This window comes from Microbacterium sp. MF43 (genome assembly GCF_012847295.1).
Taxonomy (GTDB): Bacteria; Actinomycetota; Actinomycetes; order Actinomycetales; family Microbacteriaceae; genus Microbacterium.
This window is the reverse complement of sequence record NZ_JABBDY010000004.1, coordinates 94,146-112,990: the sequence shown is the minus strand read 5'-3', so window position 1 is coordinate 112,990 and position 18,845 is coordinate 94,146. Positions and strand designations below refer to the sequence as shown.

Sequence of the window (18,845 nt, the reverse complement as noted above, 5' to 3'; positions counted from 1 at the left end):
TGCCGTTCTTTGGGGATGCCCGCGCTCATGCCACGAGTCCAGTCCAAAGTAACGGTCCGCGCGCTCGACGGCGAGAGTCGATTCTGATGGTGACAGAAATGTTGCACGGCGCTCGCGCGCGATCCCATCGGACGCCCGGGCTGAGCTGAAGCTCGAAGCCCGGGCGTCGACGGATCCCCCCGGATAGGCCACGCAGAAGCGTGACACGCTCATGGTACCGATATATCGGCCCTACCGGGAGGCTCCCGCGCTGTCCGATCCGGCCTCCCGTCGCACCGATGACACGCGCGAATCCGCCGTTCTCCACCGCGAGATGAGAAGCCTGCATGCGTCTGAATCGGCCGTCGTACACTTGTCGCACCCATGACGACCCCCCTCGCTCCCCTCGTCCCCAGCGGTGCGGTCCTCGGCGACGAGGTGTACACCCGCCTGGGTGAGGCGATCCTCGACGGCACGCTCGCGCCCGGCGCACGCCTGCGCGACCACGAGCTCGCCGAGTGGCTCGGGGTGTCGCGGACTCCGGTGCGCGAGGCCCTGCAGCGGCTCGAGCGCGTGGGGCTGGTCGAGGTGTCGCCTCACCGCTATACCCGTGTCTCGATCCCGAACGACAAGGCGCAGTCCGACACGCTCGAGTTCGTCGCCTATCTCATGGGCAATGCGGCGCGAATGGCGGTGAGGGATGCCTCGGACGAGCAGCTCCACGACGCCCTGGCCGAGCTCGAGGCCGTCATCGCCGCGTCGCGCGCCGACGACTACGCCGCGCTGCTGCGCACGAGCCACGTCTTCTTCGCGAAGCTGACACGCGCCACCGGGAACGTCGCGATCATCCGCTTCATGCGCGAGGCGGAGCTGGCGATCCGCCGCAACATCTCGACGTGGCGTCCGCTGATCGAGTGCCCGCTGGGTCGAACCGCCGCGTACGAGGACTTCCGCGACGCGATGCGCGAGCGCGACGGCGTGCGCGCCGAGGCCCGGCTGCGCGAATTGCACGGGCTCTCCTGACACGCAAGACCCGCTTCTCAGTCCGCCGCGCTCGCTACGGTGGTCGTGTGAGCCACATCGAGCTGCGGGACATCGACGAGGACGACTTCGACGCGATCTTCGACATGATGCGCGACCCTGAGGGCGTCGCCCTGGCGGCGTTCACCGCCGACGACCCCGACGATCGTGCCGCCTTCGACGCGTGGATCGCGCGCGAGCACTCCGCCGAAGGAGTGCTCTACCAGGTGGTCACCGAGAACGGCGGCTTCGCCGGCACCGCCGCCGCGTTCAACGTCGGCGGCGACCGCGAGGTGAGCGTCTGGATCACCCGCAATGCGTGGGGCCGCGGCGTCGCGACCGCCGCGCTGCGTCAGCTCGTCTCGCGTGAGCCGATCCGCCCGCTGTACGCCCGGGTCGCCGCCCACAACGAGGCCGCGATCGCGGTGCTCAAGAGCTCCGGCTTCACCGAGGTGTCGCGCAACCGGGTGTTCGCGCCGGGTGTGGGCCGCGACGTCGACGAGCTCGTCTTCACGATGGTGCCCGCGCTCGACGGGATGTAGACCCGCCGGACACGAAGAAGGCCCCCGATCGCTCGGGGGCCTTCTTCTTCTGTCTGTGCGCGAGGGGGGAGTTGAACCCCCACGCCCTTTCGGGCACTGGCACCTGAAGCCAGCGCGTCTGCCTATTCCGCCACTCGCGCGAGTCGAGGCATCCGGAGACACCACGAACTCAACTTCCCGAGGATATCACGGGCGACCAGAAGCCCCGAACCGGAGCGAACCCGACCGCATGTCCATGGGCAACCCAGGGTGTGCAACTAGCATGTACCAACCGGAACCCCCGTCCGAGGAGCCCCGTGGGACTACTTGACAGCTTCGAGAAAGGTCTCGAGCGCGCCGTGAACAGCGCGTTCGCCAAGACCTTCCGCAGCGGCATCCAGCCCGTCGAGATCGCCTCCGCCTTGCGCAGCGAGCTCGACAAGAAGGCTGCCGTCGTGAGTCGCGACCGCATCCTCGCGCCCAACACGTTCAGCGTGCGGCTCTCTGCCGCCGACGACGAGCGCATGAGCGCGCTCGGCGGCGCGCTCGTGCACGAGCTCGACACCCTCGTTCACAAGCACGCGAAGGCGCAGGGCTACTCGTTCGCGGGCCCCGTCACGATCACGCTCGAGCGCGATGAGCAGCTCACGACGGGAACGCTGCGGATCGACTCGTCCACCGCCCAGGGTGGACGAGTGTCGTGGCGCGGGGTCGTCGACATCGCGGGCAAGAGGCATCCGCTGGTGAAGGGGCGCACCGTCATCGGGCGCGGCAGCGACGCCGACATCACCATCGCCGACGCGGGCACGAGCCGCAAGCACGTCGAGATCCTGTGGGACGGCGAGCGCGCGATGGTCCGCGACATGAACTCCACCAACGGCACGCTGCTCAACGGGCAGAAGGTGAAAGAGGCGGCCCTGCCCCCGGACTCGACCGTGACCATCGGCCGCACCGACATCGTCTTCCACGTCGTCGCTCAGGCCGCGCCGCCGCCTCGACCCCGCGTGTCGGCCGAGGACGCCACCCGCGCCTACGACGTCCGTGACGGAGGTCCGCTGGCATGAGCGAACTGACTCTGCTGCTCCTGCGCATCGGCTTCCTCGTGCTGATGTGGGGGTTCGTCTTCGCCGTCGTGTACTCGCTGCGCGCCGACCTCTTCGGCGTGAAGGTGCGCCGCATGCCCGAGGCTGCGCCTGCGGGCGCGGCACCGGTGGGCGCGGCATCCCGATCCGGCGCCACCGCGCCCGTCGCATCCGCTCCCGCGGCGCCCTCCGGGCCGAAGGGCGGACGTGCCACCGCCGGCGCGGTGTCGCGCATCGTGATCACCAGCGGCCCGAAGGCGGGCATCGAGCTGCCGCTCGGCAACGAGCCCCTCACGATCGGCCGCTCGAGCGAGTCGGCCCTCGTCATCCGCGACGACTACACCTCGAGCCACCACGCGCGACTCGTGCTGTGGGGCGACCAGTGGATGATCCAGGATCTCGACTCGACCAACGGCACCTGGCACGACGGCGTCCGCGTGACCTCCCCGGCACCCGTGACGGTGGGCGCTCCCATCAAGGTCGGCGCGACGACCTTCGAGCTGCGGAAGTAGCGGGCGGAACCACCACCTATGGTCTTCCAGGGCTCGAGCGCCGCCATCTCGCACACCGGCAAGGTGCGCTCCAACAACCAGGACTCCGGCTACGCCGGCTCGAACCTGTTCGTCGTCGCCGACGGCATGGGCGGCCACGCCGGCGGTGATGTCGCGTCGAGCCTCGCGATCGCCCGCCTGGAGAGCCTCGACCGGCCGTACCAGTCGACGGCCGAGGCCGAGCGCGAGCTGAGGAATGCGATCTCGGATGCCGCGACTCAGCTCATCGACACGGTGAACGAGCGACCGGAGCTGGCCGGCATGGGCACCACCGTGAGCGCGCTCGTCATGGTCGACGACTACGCGGTCATCGCCCACATCGGGGACTCCCGGATCTACCTGTTCCGCGACGGCGCCCTCACGCAGATCACGACGGACCACACGTTCGTCCAGCGCCTGGTGGACTCGGGCCGCATCACGCCGGAGGAAGCGCGCTACCACCCGCGTCGCTCCGTGCTCATGCGCGTGCTCGGCGACATGGATCCCGACCCCGAGCTCGACACGTTCATCATGCCGACCCAGCCGGGCGACCGCTGGCTGCTCTGCTCGGACGGGCTGTCCGGCGTCGTCGACGATGCCCACACCTCGAAGGCCCTCGCGATGGGTCTCGCGCCGGGCCGCACCGCCGACAACCTGCTCAAGCAGGCCCTCGACGGCGGCGCCCCCGACAACGTCACCATCGTGCTCGTGGACGTCGGCGGGCAGCATCCGCTCTTCTCCGGCACTCCGACCGTCGTCGGTTCGGCCTCGAACCCCGTCGGCGTGGAAGTGCCGGCGGCCCGGCCGGGGCGGACGAGCTGGCTGCACCCCAACCGCCAGGCAGCGAACGAGCCGACGCACTTCGAGCCCGCACCCGAGTTCCTCGAGGAGCTCATCGAAGAGGACCGCCGTCGCGTGCGGCGACGGCGCATCGGATGGTTCGTCGGCGCCGTGCTGGTGCTGGCGATCATCGCGGGCGCGCTGTGGATCGGGTACCAGTGGACGCAGACGCGCTACTACGTCGGCGCCGATGAGGACACCGTCGTGATCTTCCAGGGGGTCCAGCAGGGGATCGGGCCGATCTCCCTCTCGACTCCGTACGAAGACACGGAGATCCCGCTCGACTCGCTGCCCGAGTTCGCGCGCGCCACCGTGGAGCAGACCATCTCGGCAAGCTCCCTCTCAGACGCGCGCCGTATCGTGGCGACCATCCTGGAGACCTCGGGAGGAGGCGGATGAGCGGCTCGACGAGCACGGCGACCGAGGCCGTCTCCACCGACACCGCGGTCGTGCGGGCGCTCAAGCGCATCCGCGTGCCGCAGACGCAGCGCAACCGCGAGCTCGCGCTGCTCGTCTTCGCATTCGCGATCAACGGGTCGGCCGTCGCGCTCGTGCAGCTCGGCGCGATCGGCGCCATCGACTGGACCTTCCTCGTCTACTGCGGCGGCCTGACCGCACTCGTGGTGGCGCTGCACATCGTCCTGCGCCTTCGGGCGCGGGATGCCGATCCCTTCGTCGTGCCGATCGCCACGCTCCTCACGGGGCTGGGGCTGGCCATGATCTACCGCATCGACATCGCGCGGGACCGCCACGGCTGGGAGGCGTTCTCCACTCGGCAGCTGGCGTGGGCCGCGATCGCGATCGTCGGAGCCGTCACCGTGGTGCTGCTCCTGCGCAACTACCGCGTGCTGTTCCGCTACACCTACATCTTCGGCTTCGCCGGCATCGGCCTGCTCGTCCTGCCGATCATCCCCGGTCTGGGAACCGACGCGAACGCCGACGTGTGGGTGTCGCTGGGCTTCTTCAGCTTCCAGCCCGGCGAGCTGGCCAAGATCGCGCTGGGCATCTTCTTCGCCGGGTACCTGGTCCGCACGCGGGAGAGCCTCACGTCGGTGGGAACGAGGTTCCTCGGCATGACGTGGCCTCGGGCCCGTGAGCTGGGACCGCTCCTCGTTATCTGGCTGATCTCGCTGGGGATCATCGTCATGCAGCGAGACCTCGGAACGGGTCTGCTGATCTTCGGAATGTTCGTCGCCATGCTCTATGTGGCGACCGGCAAGACCAGCTGGGTGCTCATCGGTGTCACTCTCGCGGCGGCCGGCGCCCTGATCGCCTCGCAGGTGCTCTCCTATGTGAACGGCCGATTCACCAACTGGCTCGACGCGTTCAACCCCGAGGTCATCGACGCGGACGGCGGCAGCTACCAGCTCGTGCAGGGCCTCTTCGGCCTGGCGCAGGGCGGACTCATCGGCACGGGCCTGGGGCAAGGTCGCCCGCACCTGACCCCCGTCGCCGAGAGCGACTACATCCTGCCGGCGCTCGGCGAGGAGCTCGGGCTCGTCGGCGTGTTCGCGATCCTCTGCCTCTACATGGTCTTCACCAGCCGGGGCATCCGGATCGGCCTCGCCGGCCAGGACGACTTCGGCAAGCTCCTCGCGACCGGCCTGTCCTTCACGATCGCCCTGCAGGTCTTCATCATGGTCGGCGGCGTCACACGCGTGATCCCGCTGACCGGTCTCACGACGCCGTTCCTCGCCGCCGGCGGGTCGTCGCTCGTGGCCAACTGGATCATCGTCGCCCTGCTGTTGCGGATATCGGATGCCGTTCGCAGCCGACCCCGGGTGGTGATCGGCTAGCCCATGACCAAAGAACTCCGACGTCTGAGCATCCTGATGCTCTTCATGTTCCTGGCGCTGTTCGCGTCGACCAGCTGGATCCAGGTGATCAACGCCGAGCAGCTGGCGCAGAACCCGCGCAACACGCGTGCGCTCTACGACTCGTACGAGGTGCAGCGCGGTTCGATCATCGCCAGCGGCTCGGCCATCGCCTCCTCGGTGGCCTCGGACGACGTGTACAGCTGGCAGCGCGTCTACACCGACGCCGACATGTGGGCACCGGTGACGGGGTACATCAACCCGGCGCTCGGCTCGGCCACCGGCATCGAGCAGGCGATGAACTCGTACCTGAGCGGCACCGCCGGGTCGCAGTTCCTGTCGCGCCTCGAGCGCATCTTCACGGGTCAGCCGCCGCGCGGCTCCAACGTCGCGCTGACCCTCGACGCTTCGGTGCAGCGCGCCGCGTACGAGGCCCTCGGAGACCTCGAGGGCGGCGTGCTCGCGATCGAGCCCTCCACGGGGCGGGTGCTCGCGATGGTCACGAGCCCGAGCTACGACACCAACCTGCTGGCGGCCCACAACACGACCGAGGTGAACGCGACCTACGACACGCTCGTGGCCGACCCGCTCCAGCCGCTCTCCAACCGCGCCATCGGCGGCGACCTCAACCCTCCGGGATCGACTTTCAAGCTCGTGATCGCATCGGCGGCGCTCGCGTCGGGCGAGTACACCCCCGAGTCGACGCTCCCCAACCCGGCGACCTACACGCTGCCGCAGTCGAGCGCCGTGATCTACAACGACACCAGGGGCACGTGCGGTCCCGGCGCGACGGTCACCATCGCGGACGCGCTGCGGCTCAGCTGCAACATCCCGATGGCCGAGCTGGCTGTCGAGCTCGGTGATGACGCGATCCGCGAGGAGGCCGAGAGGTACGGCTTCAACCGCTCCTTCGAACTCCCCCTCGTCTCGACGCCGTCGAGCTATCCGCGTGCGCTCGACGACGCGCAGACCGCCCTCACCGGATTCGGACAGGGTCAGGTCACGGCGACGCCGCTGCAGATGGCGATGGTGTCGGCGGGGATCGCGAACGGCGGCGTGGTGATGAGCCCGAGGATGGTCGATCGTGTCATCGCCCCGGATCTCTCGGTGCAGGAGACGTACGACGACGTCGAGTTCGGCCGGGCGCTCGATGAGGAACTCGCCGATCAGATGGTTGCGATGATGGTCGCCAATGTCAGTGAGGGAATCGCGACGGGTGCAAGAATAGACGGCGTCGACGTCGCCGGTAAGACCGGCACCGCCGAGAACGGTCCTGATCAGCCGTACACCCTCTGGTTCACAGGGTTCGCGCCCGCCGAGAATCCCGAGGTCGCCGTCGCGGTCGTCGTCGAGAACGGCGGCGGTCAAGGGCAATCGGGCAGCAGCAATCTGATTGCGGCGCCCATCGCAAAGAAGGTCATGGAGGCGGTGCTGAACAGATGAGACCGACGCAGGGAGTGACCTTCGGCGGCCGTTACGAGCTGGACTCGCGGATCGCGATCGGCGGCATGGGCGAGGTGTGGGAGGCCACCGATCACGTCATCGGCCGGACCGTCGCCATCAAGATCCTCAAAGACGAGTACATGGGCGACCCCGGTTTCCTGGAGCGCTTCCGAGCCGAGGCGCGGCACGCCGCACTCGTCAACCACGAAGGCATCGCGAGCGTCTTCGACTACGGCGAGGAGAACGGCAGCGCCTTCCTCGTGATGGAGCTCGTCCCCGGCGAGGCCCTCTCGACCATCCTCGAGCGCGACGGCTCATTGTCGACCGATAAGACCCTCGACGTCGTCGCGCAGACCTCGGCCGCTCTGCAGGCCGCCCACGCTGCGGGTCTCGTGCATCGCGATATCAAGCCAGGAAACCTGCTCATCACGCCCGACGGCCGCGTCAAGATCACCGACTTCGGCATCGCGCGCATCGCCGACCAGGTGCCGCTCACCGCGACCGGCCAGGTCATGGGAACGGTGCAGTACCTGTCTCCCGAGCAGGCGTCCGGCCACCCGGCGTCGCCGGCCACCGACACCTACTCGCTGGGCATCGTCGCTTACGAGAGCCTCGCGGGCAAGCGCCCGTTCACGGGAGAGTCGCAGGTCGCCATCGCGATGGCGCAGATCAACGAGCAACCGCCGCCGCTCCCGCCGACGGTCGCCGTTCCGGTGCAGAACCTCGTCATGGCGATGATCGCCAAGAAGCCCGAGGATCGCCCGGCCTCCGCGGCCGCGGTCGCCCGGGCCGCCACCGCACTTCGCCGGGGCGATGTGGCTGCGGCCGCCGCGGCGGTGCCCGCCGTCGCCGGCACCGCCGACGAGGCGACGCAGCTTCTCACGACGGGTGCCGACACGTCTGCCGCGACGCGCGTGCTGCCCGCCGCGGGAGTCGTCACGACCGAAGAGGTCGTCGAGGACGAACCCGAGAAGAAGAAGCGCAGCCCGTGGACGTGGCCGCTCATCGCGCTCATCGTCCTGCTCCTCCTGGTGCTCGGCGGCACGATCTGGGCTCTCCTCGCCAACCAGGGCGACCCCGACGCCGGCCCGACGACGCCATCGACGTCCGCGAGCATCACGCCCTCCAGCACTCCGACGCCGTCGGAGACGCTGATCTCGATCGACGCCCTCGGCCTCGTCGGCATGAACTGCGACGATGCGCTCGTGACGGCGACGGAGGCCGGCCTCCGCCCGACGCGCGCCAACGGATCCGCTGCGCCCTCGGCCGGCCAGGTCGGAACGGTCGAGTCGACGGCTCCTTCGTCGGGCAACGCGGAGGAGGGTTCGGCAATCACCGTCACGTGTTTCGGCGACCAGACCTCGATCCCGGCTCCCGGCAGCGGCCCGGTCATCAACGGCGGTGCGCAGCCGGTGCAGGGGACGACGGTGAACCTCACCTGGCAGACGGCCGCGTGCCCGCCGGGTACCGGCTCGCTCAGCGGATTCACCGTGACGATCAGCGGCGCGACGTTCGTCGCCGGCGGCTCGACGACGCGCGACTTCGCCGCCAACGAGCTCTCCGCCGACATCTCCGTCACCAATCAGCCCAACGCCCAGGTGACGGCCAACTACACCTACACCTGCGCCGCCGATGGCGGGTCGCGACCGTCTGCGCCGTCCCCGACGTCGAGCACGACGACGCTGGCCACTCCGGCGCCGGAGCCGACGCCCACCGACGGGGGCACCACGCCGTGACCCGTGCCGGAACGGGTCGCGGGAGATCGGCGACTCGTTCCGGCTCGGATAGTCTGGCCGTTGGTCCACGCAGGGAGTGACTGTGACAGCTGAGCCGCGCGTGCTTTCGGGGCGCTATCGCATCGACGAGCCGATCGGTCGCGGTGGCATGGCCAGCGTCTACCGCGGCTACGACCTCACGCTGGGTCGTGCCGTGGCGATCAAGATCCTCGACCGCCAGCTCGCCGGCGACAACGCATTCCGCACGCGCTTCCGCCTCGAGGCGCAGGCGGCGTCGCGCATGGCGCATCCGACGATCGTCCGCGTCTTCGACGCCGGAGAAGACACCGAGACGAACCCAGACGGCACCACGAGGCCGGTCCCGTTCATCATCATGGAGCTCGTCAAGGGCGCGCTTCTGAAAGACATCATCTCGCGCGGCCCGGTGCCGGTGACGGATGCCGTGCGATACGTCGACGGCATCCTCGAGGCGCTCGAGTACTCGCACCGCGCCGGCGTCGTCCACCGCGACATCAAGCCCGGCAACGTCATGGTCACGGATGCCGGACAGGTGAAGGTGATGGACTTCGGCATCGCCCGGGCGGTGTCGGACTCATCGTCGACCGTGGCTGAGACCACGGCGATTCTCGGGACCGCGGCGTACTTCTCCCCCGAACAGGCGAAGGGCGAGCCGGTCGACGCCCGGGCCGATCTCTACTCCGCCGGGGTCGTGCTGTACGAACTGCTCGCCGGCCGCACGCCGTTTCGCGGCGAGACGCCGGTCGCCGTCGCCTATCAGCACGTGAGCGAGGCCCCGCTGCCTCCCTCCGAGGTGAACGAGACGGTGCCGCGCTCGCTCGACGCGGTGGCTCTGCGCGCCCTCGCGAAGGACCCGTTCCAGCGCTACCAGGACGCCGCGAGCTTCCGGGAGGCGCTCGACGCCACCATCGACGGGCGCTCTCCGTCGAAGAAGCAGGTGGGCGCGCTCACGAGCGAGCTCTACGGCCCGAACCCGAGGCAGGCCGCCGACACGGCGCGGTCGCTCCGGCAGCTCAGCACCGACACCACGATGAAGCGCACACAGGCGGGCCCCCCGGTCGCCTGGATCTGGGCCGGCGTCGGCGTGATCGCCGTGCTCCTCATCTCGATCCTCTTCTGGGTGCTCCGCATCGACCCGCAAGACAATGTGCCGGCGAACGCGCGACTCGTTCCGGACCTCTCCGGGATGACCTACGAGCGGGCGAATCAGGAGCTGCTCGAGGCGGACCTGCTGGCGATCCGCGTCGATGAGGAGAACCCCGACGTCGCCGAGGGCGTCGTGATCCGCAGCGAGCCCGATGCGGGCACGTCGGTGAACCAGGGTCAGCGGATCAACGTCTACGTGTCGCTCGGCGCCGAGATGGCCGCGGTCCCGGTGCTGGAGGGACTCGGGCAGGATGCCGCGGCCGCCGCGCTCACGCAGGCGGGCCTGAAGCTCGGGACGGTGACGCAGCGCAACGATCCGGCCCTCGCGGGCGGGACGGTGATCTCCTCCGATCAGGCCGCCGAATCCGAGGTTCCGGTGGGCACCGTCGTGAACCTCGTCGTGGCATCCGGCAAGGTCACGATCAACGACGTCCGCGGCTACACCGTGGAGGCGGCCAAGCGCGAACTCGAGGCGCTCGAGCTCACGGTCACCACAGCGGAGGACGCGTCCTGCGCGGCGACCTCCCCGCAGACGGTGACGACGCAGTCGCTGGCGCCCGGCGACGTGCCGATCCACTCCGAGATCGTGCTCGGTTACTGCACGGGGGGCTGACGCTGCGGGCTCGCCGTCAGCGACGCGGGCTCAGCGCGGCGCCTCGGACCGAGGCATCCGCGAATCCAGCGCTTTCGAGCCAGTTGCCCAAGAGCCTATGCCCGCCTTCGGTCAGCACGCTCTCGGGGTGGAACTGCACGCCGACGATGGGAAGTGCGCGGTGGGCGACGCCCATCACCACTCCCTCGGCAGTGCGGCTGGTCACGGTCAGTCCCTCGGGAATCGTCTCGGGCACGATGGCCAGCGAGTGATACCGGGTGGCCACGAACGGATCCGGCAGTCCCGCGTACAGCGGTCCACCATCGTGATGCACCAGCGAGGTCATTCCGTGCATGAGCTCTGGCGCCGTCGCGACCGTGGCGCCGAACGCCTCGCCGATCGCCTGATGACCGAGGCAGACGCCGAGCAGAGGCATCCGGAGCCGTGCCGCCGCGTGGACGACGTCGATCGACGCACCCGCGCGGGCCGGTGTGCCCGGTCCGGGTGAGACGAGGACCGCGCGGTACGGCGCGATCAGCGCGTCGGGGTCGTCGATCGAGTCCGCCTCGATCAGATCGGTGCGGACTCCGAGCTCGTGGAGGTAGCCCTCCAGGGTGTGGACGAAGCTGTCGTGGTTGTCGACCACCAGGACGGGAGCGACGCTCATCGGCGCCGTCTCACCCGACGGTGACGTCGAGCGGGTTGACGAACTGGCTCACCCACGGGAAGACGTAGAACAGCAGCCCGTACAGCACGGCGGCGGCGAGGACGAGAAGGATGAGCACGCGGATCCACCACGGGCCGGGAAGGACCCGCCACAGTGCGCCATACATCAGGCGACTCCCTCGGTGAGCGAAGCCGGCGGACCTTCGGAGCGCGGTGTGAAGGACTCGAACACGCCGTACGCGATGATGCGCTCCCACATCCAGTGGATGGGGCTGCAGCTGGTCATGGTGATGTAGCGCGTGCCGGCCGGGACTTCGGGCGCCTGCGGGACCGGGAGGAGCACATCGGTCTGGGAGGGCTTGACGTACTCGAGGGTGCGGAAGCGGTAGGTGAACCAGCCGTCCTTGGTCTCGACGACGATCGCGTCGTTGAGACGGAGTTCGGCGATGCGGCGGAAGGGCTCGGCCCACGAGGTGCGGTGCGCCGCGACGGCGAAGTTGCCCGCCTCGCCCGGCATGCTCGTTCCCATGTAGTGGCCGATGCCGATGGGGTTGAGCGTGCGCTCGCGGCTGACACCGCCCGCCATGGGCACGGCATAGTCCGCCCCGAAACGGGGGATGTGCATCACGCCGAACTTCTCGCCGTCCGCCGGCTCGGGGAGGATGATCGGGTCAGCCGTCGCGGGCTCCGCGTCGGGAGCGGGCTCGGGCTCGTTCGTGCCCCCGTAGGCCTCGGCCCATTCCTGCGAGAGCCGGTCGCCCTCGGTGTTCGCCTCCACGCCGTAGATGGTGGGACCGACCCACAGCTGCCACACGACGTACAGCAGCACGATGACGCCCGCGGTGATGAGCAGTTCCCCGATGACGCCGAGCACCGAGGCGCCGCGACGGCGCGAAGGGACCGGTCGCGCCCGGCCTCCTCCGCTCGGAGCGGCGAGAGCTTCATCCACAGCCGCATTGTAGTCTCCGCGCGCTGGAGGGCGGCTGGCAGTTAGACTTCTGGCATGGCACGACCCGGCAAAGAAGACGACTCGCTCGTCGAGCGCGCAGAAGGCGAAGCTGCACCCAACCCGGTGTGGTTCAAGCCGATCATGATCGGCCTCATGCTGATCGGTCTCGTGTGGGTGCTGGTGTTCTACCTCAGCGGCATGCAGTACCCGATTCCCGGCATCGCCGGATGGAACCTCGTGATCGGCTTCGGCATCGCCTTCCTCGGCTTCCTCATGACCACGCGCTGGCGATAGCGCCAATTCCCCTTCGAACCGAGAGCCCCGGCCTGACCGGGGCTTTCTCATGTTCGGGGGTTGTTAACAATGTTGTTAACACCTGTGAATTACACGGATGTGATTCATCCCCATGTGTGGATGAACCTGTGGATAACTCCGTCAGCGAAGCACCAGTTGGGGAACCAGGACGGGAACGAGCAGGAGTGCGATGAGCCCGACCCCGACCGCGACGAGCAGCGCGATCTGCAGGCCGCGCTGACGTGAGGAGCGAGTACGCGTGAAGATGAAGCCGACCAGGAGACCGACCACGAGGCCGCCGATGTGGGCCTGCCACGACACGTTGAAGTTCGGCACGAAGCCGATGACCAGGTTGATCCCCAGAACGATCGCGATGCCCGCGATGTTCGCCCCGATGTGCCGCCCGATCACGAGCAGCGCGCCGAAGAGCCCGAAGATCGCTCCGGATGCCCCGACCACCGGCGTGAGGAACGACAGCAGCGCCACTGCCACCGATCCCCCCAGCGCGCTCAGCAGATAGAGCGTGAGGAATCGGGCCTTGCCCAGCAGCGGCTCGAGACTGCTGCCGATCATGAACAGCGCGAGCATGTTGAGCGCGAGGTGGAAGAACCCGCCGTGGACCAGGGCCGTGGTCAGCAGCCGCCAGGGCTCGAACCTGCCGGTGAGCTCAGGGTAGATCGTGGGAGCGAAGAAGAGCAGGGTGTCCTGGATGCTGGTGCCGATCCCCGGGATCAGGGTGAGCAGGTACACGAATGCCGTGAGGGCGATGATGACGTAGGTCACGATCGGTCGCGACCCGCTCACCGTGAGGGCCCGTGGTCGTGACCACCGACGCTCGGCCTTCCGCTGCGCGGGCGAGGCCGCCTTCTGCTGGTCGCGCAGGCACTCCGGGCAGATCACGCCGACGGCGGCCGGGGTCTGGCACTCGGGGCAGATCGTGCGCAGGCACCGCTGGCAGAGCACGAAGCTCTGCCGGTCGGGATGCCGGTAGCAGAAGTTGTCGCTGTTGCGACGCAGATCGTCGGCGGTCACGAAAGGCGGATGCCTAGACCGATGCGATCTCGACCGACTGCAGCACCACGGGCTCGATCGGGCGGTCGCCGGCAGCCGTCGGGACTTCGCTGATCGTGTCGACGACGGCCTTCGAGGCATCGTCGGCCACCTCGCCGAAGATCGTGTGCTTGCCCTGCAGCCACTCCGGACCGCGACCGCCCTGGCCGGGGACCGTGATGAAGAACTGCGAGCCGTTGGTGCCCTCGGCCTGACCGGTGATGGCGTTGCGGCGCAGGCCGGCGTTCGCCATCGCGAGCTTGTACGGCTCGGTGAAGGTGAGCTCGGGGCTGATCTCGTCGTTGAAGGTGTAGCCCGGACCGCCCACGCCCTGACCGAGCGGGTCGCCGCCCTGGATCATGAAGCCCGAGATGATGCGGTGGAAGACCACGTCCTTGTACAGCGGGCCCTCGCCGGGCTTGCCGGTGGCGGGGTGCGTCCACGACCCGGTGCCGTCGGCGAGGCCGATGAAGTTCTGGACCGTACGCGGAGCGTGGTCTCCGAAGAGGTTGACGACGATGTCGCCGTAGTTGGTGTGGAAAGTGGCGACAGCGGTGGGAATCGGCATTGCTACATTCTTCCAGAGTTCTGTGCAACCCCTCCCGCCCCAGCACACGTCTGGCAAGATGGGTCGAACCAGATCTCCGCTCGATCAGGAGGGCACCGTGAGCCTCAGCCGCAAGCGCAAGAAGGAACTCCGCAAGCTCCAGTCGCAGGCCAGCAACCTGTGGGAGTCGCAGCAGGTGCTGGTCGGTGAAGCCGCCCACGTCGCGCGTGAAGCGAGTCGCCAGCTCGGCCACCTCGGCCGCGAACAGGTTCGCCCTCGCATCCAGGCGGGCTACGAGACCTACGCCGCGCCGTACGTCGCGAAGGGCAAGGACGTCGTCAACCACACGATCGTGCCGGCCGCCGGCGCCGTCGTCGGCTCGGCGATGTCGGTGTGGGATGCCGCGAACGACACTCGCTCGCGCCTCGCGTCGGGCCGCGGTCTCGACCTCTCCGCCTTCCGCAAACCGGCCCCCGCGCCGGTGAAGAAGGGGATCGGCGCAGGTGGCGTCATCGCCATCATCCTGGGCGTCGCCGCCGCACTCGGTGTGCTCTATGCCGCGTGGCAGACGCTCCGCGCTGACGACGAGCTCTGGGTGGCCGACGACCCGCTGCGCGCGCCGGACGCCTGAGCGTGACCGAGGGCGCTTCGGGCGTCGAACGCGTCAAGGAAGCGGCATCCGCTCGAAACCTCGACATCGAGATCCGCGAGCGTCCCGCCGCGAAGAGCCTGCCCGAAGCAGCCGCGCTGCTGGGAATCGACCCTGCGGGAATCGTGAAGACCCTCGTCGTCAAGCGCAGCGACGACACCTTCCTCTTCGCGCTGATCCCGGGCGATCGAGCGATCTCATGGCCGAAGCTCCGTGCCGTCGTGGGCGTGAACAAGCTGCAGCTGCCCGATCCCGATCGCGCGTTCGAGGCGACGGGATACGAGCGCGGCACCATCGTTCCGCTCGGGAGCACCAACGACTGGCCGGTGTACGCCGATGAGCAGATCGTGGGCAAGCGGATCGCGATGGGCGCGGGGGCGCACGGCTACAGCCTGTTCGTCGACGCCGACGACCTCATCGCCGCTTACGGCGCGACGATCGCCGATATCTCGCAGCCGACGGGCTGAGGCATCCGCTTCACGCGTTCTTGGCCATCTCGAGCGCGATGTCGACCAGCTTGACCCGCTGCAGTGAGGGCACTGCGCTCAGCGGGAACCACTCCGCCTTGTCGGTGGACCCGTCGGTTTCGTTGCGGAGCCGGCCACCGACCACGTGGGCCCGGTAGATGATGCGGAGCGTGTGCAGCGGCTCGGTCACGCCCGGGGTCAGGCGCCTCCCCGGCGGGATCACGCGGGAGTGGATGCCGAGGAGCTCGTCGATCTCGACCCTGTAGCCGGTCTCCTCGCGCACCTCGCGACGCGCCGCGACCTCGGGATCCTCCCCCGGCTCCAGGCCTCCGCCGGGCATCGTCCAGGCTGCGCGGCGGCCTTCGTTCCAGTGCGCCAGGAGAAGGCGGTCGTCGGCGTCGACGATGACGGCGTAGGCCGCGACGCGCAGATCCATGCTTCACCATAACCGCGGCCCGCCCCCGGATCGGGGACGGACCGCGGTGTTCGGCTCGTCAGTGATGGACGGCGGCCAGTGCCGCAGGCTGCGTTCGACGCACGGCGCGCCGCTCCCGGTAGCGCCCGATCGCGACGATCGCTGCCCCGATCGCGACGAACGCCGCGAAGATGGCCGCGATGTACATCAGCGCCGAGCCCCACCCTCCGGCGCCGTGCGGGTCGAGGAACGGGTACGGGTACCACCAGTCCGCCACCCCCGACGGGTCGGCCACGAGCTCACCCCGCGTCATCGTGTACATCAGCCACAGCAGCGGGTACACGAGCAGGACCGGCAGGCCCCACCACGGCAGGCCCCGGCGGCGCGTGGCGAAGAGAAGGTCGGCGAGGAAGTACAGCGGCAGCACCACGTGCAGCACCTCGATCGCGTACGCGTCGAGCATCGCGATACCGGGCGAGTCCGCCGCCGCCACCTCGGAGGGCACACCCCGCAGCAGCGCGTTGTAGACGACGCCGAGCAGCAGCATCGGGCCGGTGACGACCGCGAGCGCGAGGGCGATTCCCAACGGTTCGCGGGTGCGCTCGGGGTGCATCCGCGTCCACGTCGCCGCGGCGAACAGTGCGCCGGCGCTCAAGAGCGTCGACACGATGGTGAACATGCTGAAGTAGTTCGCCAGCACGAGCGCGAGGCTCTGTCCTTGCCTCGTAGCGCGGTCCACATTCACGATGTAGCCCGCGGCCACCGCTGACACCCCCATGCCTGCGGCAGCGGATCTCATCCATGACCAATGCATGATCTCCCCTTCCCAGTGTGATCGACACCCCCAACGGTGTCGGTGAGGAAGGTTTAGCGCGGCGACTGCCGGGACCGCCGAGATCATGTCGCCGAAGAATGGCGAACGAATGCGTGCGGCCGCGGTCCTTTGTAGGATACATACATGCTGTCCACCAGATGGGGGACGAACTCTACAAGCGCTTGCACCGGACGCTCCGTTGAGATCGGCAATGGCGCGACCTCGCTGAAGCTGAACACGGATGGTACTGTCGCTGTCTTGAACGAGAAGGGCACTCAGGTCAACTTCCTCCGCAAGCCTTGGGCCACGGACGCCAACGGTAAGGAGCTCGCGACGCACTACACCATCAAGGGCAACGTCGTCACTCAGCACGTCGACTTGGAGGGCGCCGCCTACCCCGTGACAGCCGACCCCACCTTCGGATGCGGGCTGAACTGGTGCTCGATGTATTTCAACCGCAGCGAGACCAAGACGATCAAAAGCGGCGGCCCTGCGGCCATGGCCATCATAGCCGCGGCTTGTGGTGGGCTCGGCTGGGGCGGAGTCGCCGTGTGCACCGCGGCATCGGGCGCGATCGTCGGTATGGCGGAGATCGCCTACAACCATGGCAACTGCGTCGGTGTCGTGGGTTGGTGGGTACCACCGCTGCCCGCGCCCGGCTGGAACCCGTTCATCGAGAAGAGGGGCACCGTGCACTGTCGATGACTGCAACGCCTTCCGCTAGCCTGCCAGGCATGACCAAGCGCACGTATCTCTACGGGCTAGGGCTGCTGATCCTCCTAGGACTGGTCCTGGTCTGGATGGTCTTGGCCAACGTAGTGCCGTCCTGGACGGGCTGGATCCTGTTCAGTGTCGTACTCGCTTGGGTCGGTCAGTACGAGTGGTCCAAGCGAAGACCTCCCGGCACACGACGACAGACATGAACAGCCGAACGGCCGCTGGCATCAGTCAGCGGCCGTCTCGGTGCATGGAGATCAGTTCCGGTTCGACCCGTGCATTCGCGTGTCCAGGGCAGTCTTGTAGTGACTGTCAGCCGCATCGATCCGTGGAGTGGGCGTCGCCGGGTCGAAGACGCGTAGCAGCGACCACCGCGCCGGGCTCGCTCCGCTCGGTCCAGATCTATTCTGGCAGTTGGAGGGGCCAGTTAATGGCACATGGATGGCACGTCGGGCTTTTGGACCGGGCCGTTGGCCAGCAGGTCGGAGCAACAGAACCGGCGCTGACCGGGGATTTATAGATTTGTGGAGCCTAGGAGATTCGAACTCCTGACATCCTGCTTGCAAAGCAGGCGCTCTACCAACTGAGCTAAGGCCCCGGGGCTGTGTGTGGGGCTACCAGGACTTGAACCTGGGACCTCTTCATTATCAGTGAAGCGCTCTAACCGCCTGAGCTATAGCCCCGTCGTTGCGACGCTGACGCGCCGTTCAACCTCCAAGACTTTACCTGACGCCCGCGGTTTTCACGAATCCGGGATGCCGGGGCATCCGTCCCTCCCCGACTGTTTCGCCGCGCCTGTCGCGGGCGGCCCGCTCAAAGGAGTTGACTGTCGCCATGGCGGAAAGCACACATGCCGGCGAGCCGCACGGCAATGGCGTGGGTCAACGGCTCAACTGGCTCCGCGCCGGAGTGCTCGGTGCGAACGACGGCATCGTGTCGGTGGCAGCGCTCGTCGTCGGTGTCGCCGGTGCGACCACCGACACGGCTGCGCTCTTCCTCGCCGGCATCGCCGGTCTCGTCGGCGGGGCGATCTCGATGGCGCTGGGCGAATACGTGTCGGTCAGCAGTCAGCGCGACAGTGAGCGTGCGCTCATCGCGAAGGAGACGCGCGAGCTGCGGGAGATGCCCGAGCAGGAGCTCGATGAGCTGACGGGGCTCTATCGGGCCCGCGGTCTCTCGGAGACGACGGCACGCCGCGTCGCTGAGGAGCTCACCGCCCACGACGCGCTCGCGGCACACCTCGAGGTCGAGCTGCACATCGACCAGGAGGACCTCGCCAATCCCTGGCACGCCGCGATCTCGTCGGCGATCGCGTTCACCCTCGGGGCGATCCTGCCGCTGCTCGCGATCCTGCTTCCGCCGCCCGACTGGCGCGTGCCGGTGACGTTCGTCGCGGTGCTCGTCGCCCTCGCCGTGACGGGGAGCTTGTCGGCCTATCTCGGTGGATCTTCGAAAGCGCGCGCAACCGTCCGGCTCGTCCTCGGCGGCGCGCTCGCCCTCGGTGTGACGTGGGCGATCGGCACCCTGCTGGGGACGACGGTCGTCTGAGATGCCGG

General features: G+C 68.5%; 21 protein-coding genes and 3 tRNA genes. 14 read left to right on the top strand and 10 right to left on the bottom strand.

Features of this window, described 5'->3' with window-relative positions:
* Positions 1-363 precede the first annotated feature (363 nt).
* Entirely contained in the window at positions 364-1,002 is a 639-nt protein-coding gene (locus HF323_RS15640) for a GntR family transcriptional regulator (RefSeq protein ID WP_169582951.1), read from the top strand.
* Between the two features lie 47 nt (positions 1,003-1,049).
* Positions 1,050-1,541: a GNAT family N-acetyltransferase gene (locus tag HF323_RS12555; RefSeq protein WP_169582950.1), complete on the top strand. Its 492-nt coding sequence runs from the start codon at positions 1,050-1,052 to the stop codon at positions 1,539-1,541.
* A gap of 56 nt (positions 1,542-1,597) precedes the next feature.
* Here HF323_RS12555 and HF323_RS12550 read toward each other — a convergent pair.
* Positions 1,598-1,681, bottom strand: a tRNA-Leu gene (locus tag HF323_RS12550).
* A 156-nt stretch (positions 1,682-1,837) separates the two neighbouring features.
* On the opposite strand from HF323_RS12550, the gene HF323_RS12545 reads away from it, so the two are divergent.
* The 7 genes from HF323_RS12545 (at position 1,838) to pknB (ending at position 10,742) form a co-directional block, all read left to right on the top strand.
* On the top strand, positions 1,838-2,584 hold the full coding sequence (locus HF323_RS12545; protein ID WP_169582949.1) for a DUF3662 and FHA domain-containing protein: 747 nt from the start codon (positions 1,838-1,840) through the stop codon (positions 2,582-2,584).
* Positions 2,581-3,114 carry an FHA domain-containing protein gene (locus HF323_RS12540; RefSeq protein WP_169582948.1) on the top strand — a complete coding sequence of 178 codons (534 nt, stop codon included), beginning with the start codon at positions 2,581-2,583 and terminating at the stop codon, positions 3,112-3,114. Before HF323_RS12545 ends, HF323_RS12540 begins: the two co-directional genes overlap by 4 nt.
* 18 nt (positions 3,115-3,132) lie before the next feature.
* Positions 3,133-4,371, top strand: a complete 1,239-nt coding sequence (locus tag HF323_RS12535) for a PP2C family serine/threonine-protein phosphatase (protein ID WP_169582947.1) — start codon at positions 3,133-3,135, stop codon at positions 4,369-4,371.
* Complete coding sequence (locus HF323_RS12530; protein WP_169582946.1) at positions 4,368-5,768, top strand: FtsW/RodA/SpoVE family cell cycle protein; 1,401 nt, start codon at positions 4,368-4,370, stop codon at positions 5,766-5,768. Before HF323_RS12535 ends, HF323_RS12530 begins: the two co-directional genes overlap by 4 nt.
* A 3-nt stretch (positions 5,769-5,771) precedes the next feature.
* Positions 5,772-7,229: a penicillin-binding transpeptidase domain-containing protein gene (locus tag HF323_RS12525; RefSeq protein ID WP_169582945.1), complete on the top strand. Its 1,458-nt coding sequence runs from the start codon at positions 5,772-5,774 to the stop codon at positions 7,227-7,229.
* Entirely contained in the window at positions 7,226-8,965 is a 1,740-nt protein-coding gene (locus HF323_RS12520; RefSeq protein WP_169582944.1) for a serine/threonine-protein kinase, read from the top strand. Before HF323_RS12525 ends, HF323_RS12520 begins: the two co-directional genes overlap by 4 nt.
* 82 nt (positions 8,966-9,047) lie before the next feature.
* Entirely contained in the window at positions 9,048-10,742 is a 1,695-nt protein-coding gene (gene pknB, locus HF323_RS12515; RefSeq protein WP_169582943.1) for a Stk1 family PASTA domain-containing Ser/Thr kinase, read from the top strand.
* A 16-nt stretch (positions 10,743-10,758) separates the two neighbouring features.
* Here the strand turns inward: pknB and HF323_RS12510 are convergent, their stop codons facing one another.
* Genes HF323_RS12510 through HF323_RS12500 form a run of 3 tightly spaced genes read right to left on the bottom strand, consistent with a single transcriptional unit; the run spans position 10,759 to position 12,336 of the window.
* A complete protein-coding gene (locus HF323_RS12510) occupies positions 10,759-11,388 on the bottom strand; it encodes a gamma-glutamyl-gamma-aminobutyrate hydrolase family protein (RefSeq protein WP_169582942.1) in 630 nt (209 codons plus the stop codon).
* Between the two features lie 10 nt (positions 11,389-11,398).
* Positions 11,399-11,554, bottom strand: coding sequence for a hypothetical protein (locus HF323_RS12505; protein ID WP_169582941.1), 156 nt, complete (start codon positions 11,552-11,554; stop codon positions 11,399-11,401).
* On the bottom strand, positions 11,554-12,336 hold the full coding sequence (locus tag HF323_RS12500; RefSeq protein ID WP_169582940.1) for a class E sortase: 783 nt from the start codon (positions 12,334-12,336) through the stop codon (positions 11,554-11,556). Before HF323_RS12500 ends, HF323_RS12505 begins: the two co-directional genes overlap by 1 nt.
* Before the next feature lie 54 nt (positions 12,337-12,390).
* On the opposite strand from HF323_RS12500, the gene HF323_RS12495 reads away from it, so the two are divergent.
* On the top strand, positions 12,391-12,630 hold the full coding sequence (locus HF323_RS12495) for a cell division protein CrgA (RefSeq protein WP_169582939.1): 240 nt from the start codon (positions 12,391-12,393) through the stop codon (positions 12,628-12,630).
* 141 nt (positions 12,631-12,771) lie between these two features.
* On the opposite strand, the gene HF323_RS12490 is transcribed toward HF323_RS12495, so the two are convergent.
* Both HF323_RS12490 and HF323_RS12485 read right to left on the bottom strand, forming a co-directional pair.
* Positions 12,772-13,662, bottom strand: coding sequence for a rhomboid family intramembrane serine protease (locus tag HF323_RS12490; RefSeq protein ID WP_169582938.1), 891 nt, complete (start codon positions 13,660-13,662; stop codon positions 12,772-12,774).
* A 13-nt stretch (positions 13,663-13,675) separates the two neighbouring features.
* Positions 13,676-14,248: a peptidylprolyl isomerase gene (locus HF323_RS12485; RefSeq protein ID WP_169582937.1), complete on the bottom strand. Its 573-nt coding sequence runs from the start codon at positions 14,246-14,248 to the stop codon at positions 13,676-13,678.
* A 97-nt stretch (positions 14,249-14,345) separates the two neighbouring features.
* Between HF323_RS12485 and HF323_RS12480 the strand changes: the two genes are divergently transcribed.
* Both HF323_RS12480 and HF323_RS12475 read left to right on the top strand, forming a co-directional pair.
* Positions 14,346-14,858: a DNA helicase gene (locus HF323_RS12480; protein WP_169582936.1), complete on the top strand. Its 513-nt coding sequence runs from the start codon at positions 14,346-14,348 to the stop codon at positions 14,856-14,858.
* A gap of 2 nt (positions 14,859-14,860) precedes the next feature.
* Positions 14,861-15,343: a YbaK/EbsC family protein gene (locus HF323_RS12475; RefSeq protein WP_169582935.1), complete on the top strand. Its 483-nt coding sequence runs from the start codon at positions 14,861-14,863 to the stop codon at positions 15,341-15,343.
* Between the two features lie 10 nt (positions 15,344-15,353).
* On the opposite strand, the gene HF323_RS12470 is transcribed toward HF323_RS12475, so the two are convergent.
* Both HF323_RS12470 and HF323_RS12465 read right to left on the bottom strand, forming a co-directional pair.
* Positions 15,354-15,779, bottom strand: coding sequence for an NUDIX hydrolase (locus tag HF323_RS12470; RefSeq protein WP_169582934.1), 426 nt, complete (start codon positions 15,777-15,779; stop codon positions 15,354-15,356).
* Between the two features lie 58 nt (positions 15,780-15,837).
* Entirely contained in the window at positions 15,838-16,557 is a 720-nt protein-coding gene (locus HF323_RS12465; protein WP_169582933.1) for a Pr6Pr family membrane protein, read from the bottom strand.
* Between the two features lie 159 nt (positions 16,558-16,716).
* On the opposite strand from HF323_RS12465, the gene HF323_RS12460 reads away from it, so the two are divergent.
* Positions 16,717-17,277, top strand: a complete 561-nt coding sequence (locus HF323_RS12460) for a hypothetical protein (RefSeq protein WP_169582932.1) — start codon at positions 16,717-16,719, stop codon at positions 17,275-17,277.
* Between the two features lie 537 nt (positions 17,278-17,814).
* Here the strand turns inward: HF323_RS12460 and HF323_RS12455 are convergent.
* A tRNA-Ala gene (locus HF323_RS12455) sits at positions 17,815-17,887 on the bottom strand.
* An 11-nt stretch (positions 17,888-17,898) separates the two neighbouring features.
* Positions 17,899-17,972, bottom strand: a tRNA-Ile gene (locus HF323_RS12450).
* Positions 17,973-18,123: 151 nt separating this feature from the next.
* On the opposite strand from HF323_RS12450, the gene HF323_RS12445 reads away from it, so the two are divergent.
* A complete protein-coding gene (locus HF323_RS12445) occupies positions 18,124-18,837 on the top strand; it encodes a VIT family protein (protein ID WP_169582931.1) in 714 nt (237 codons plus the stop codon).
* Positions 18,838-18,845: the final 8 nt, after the last annotated feature.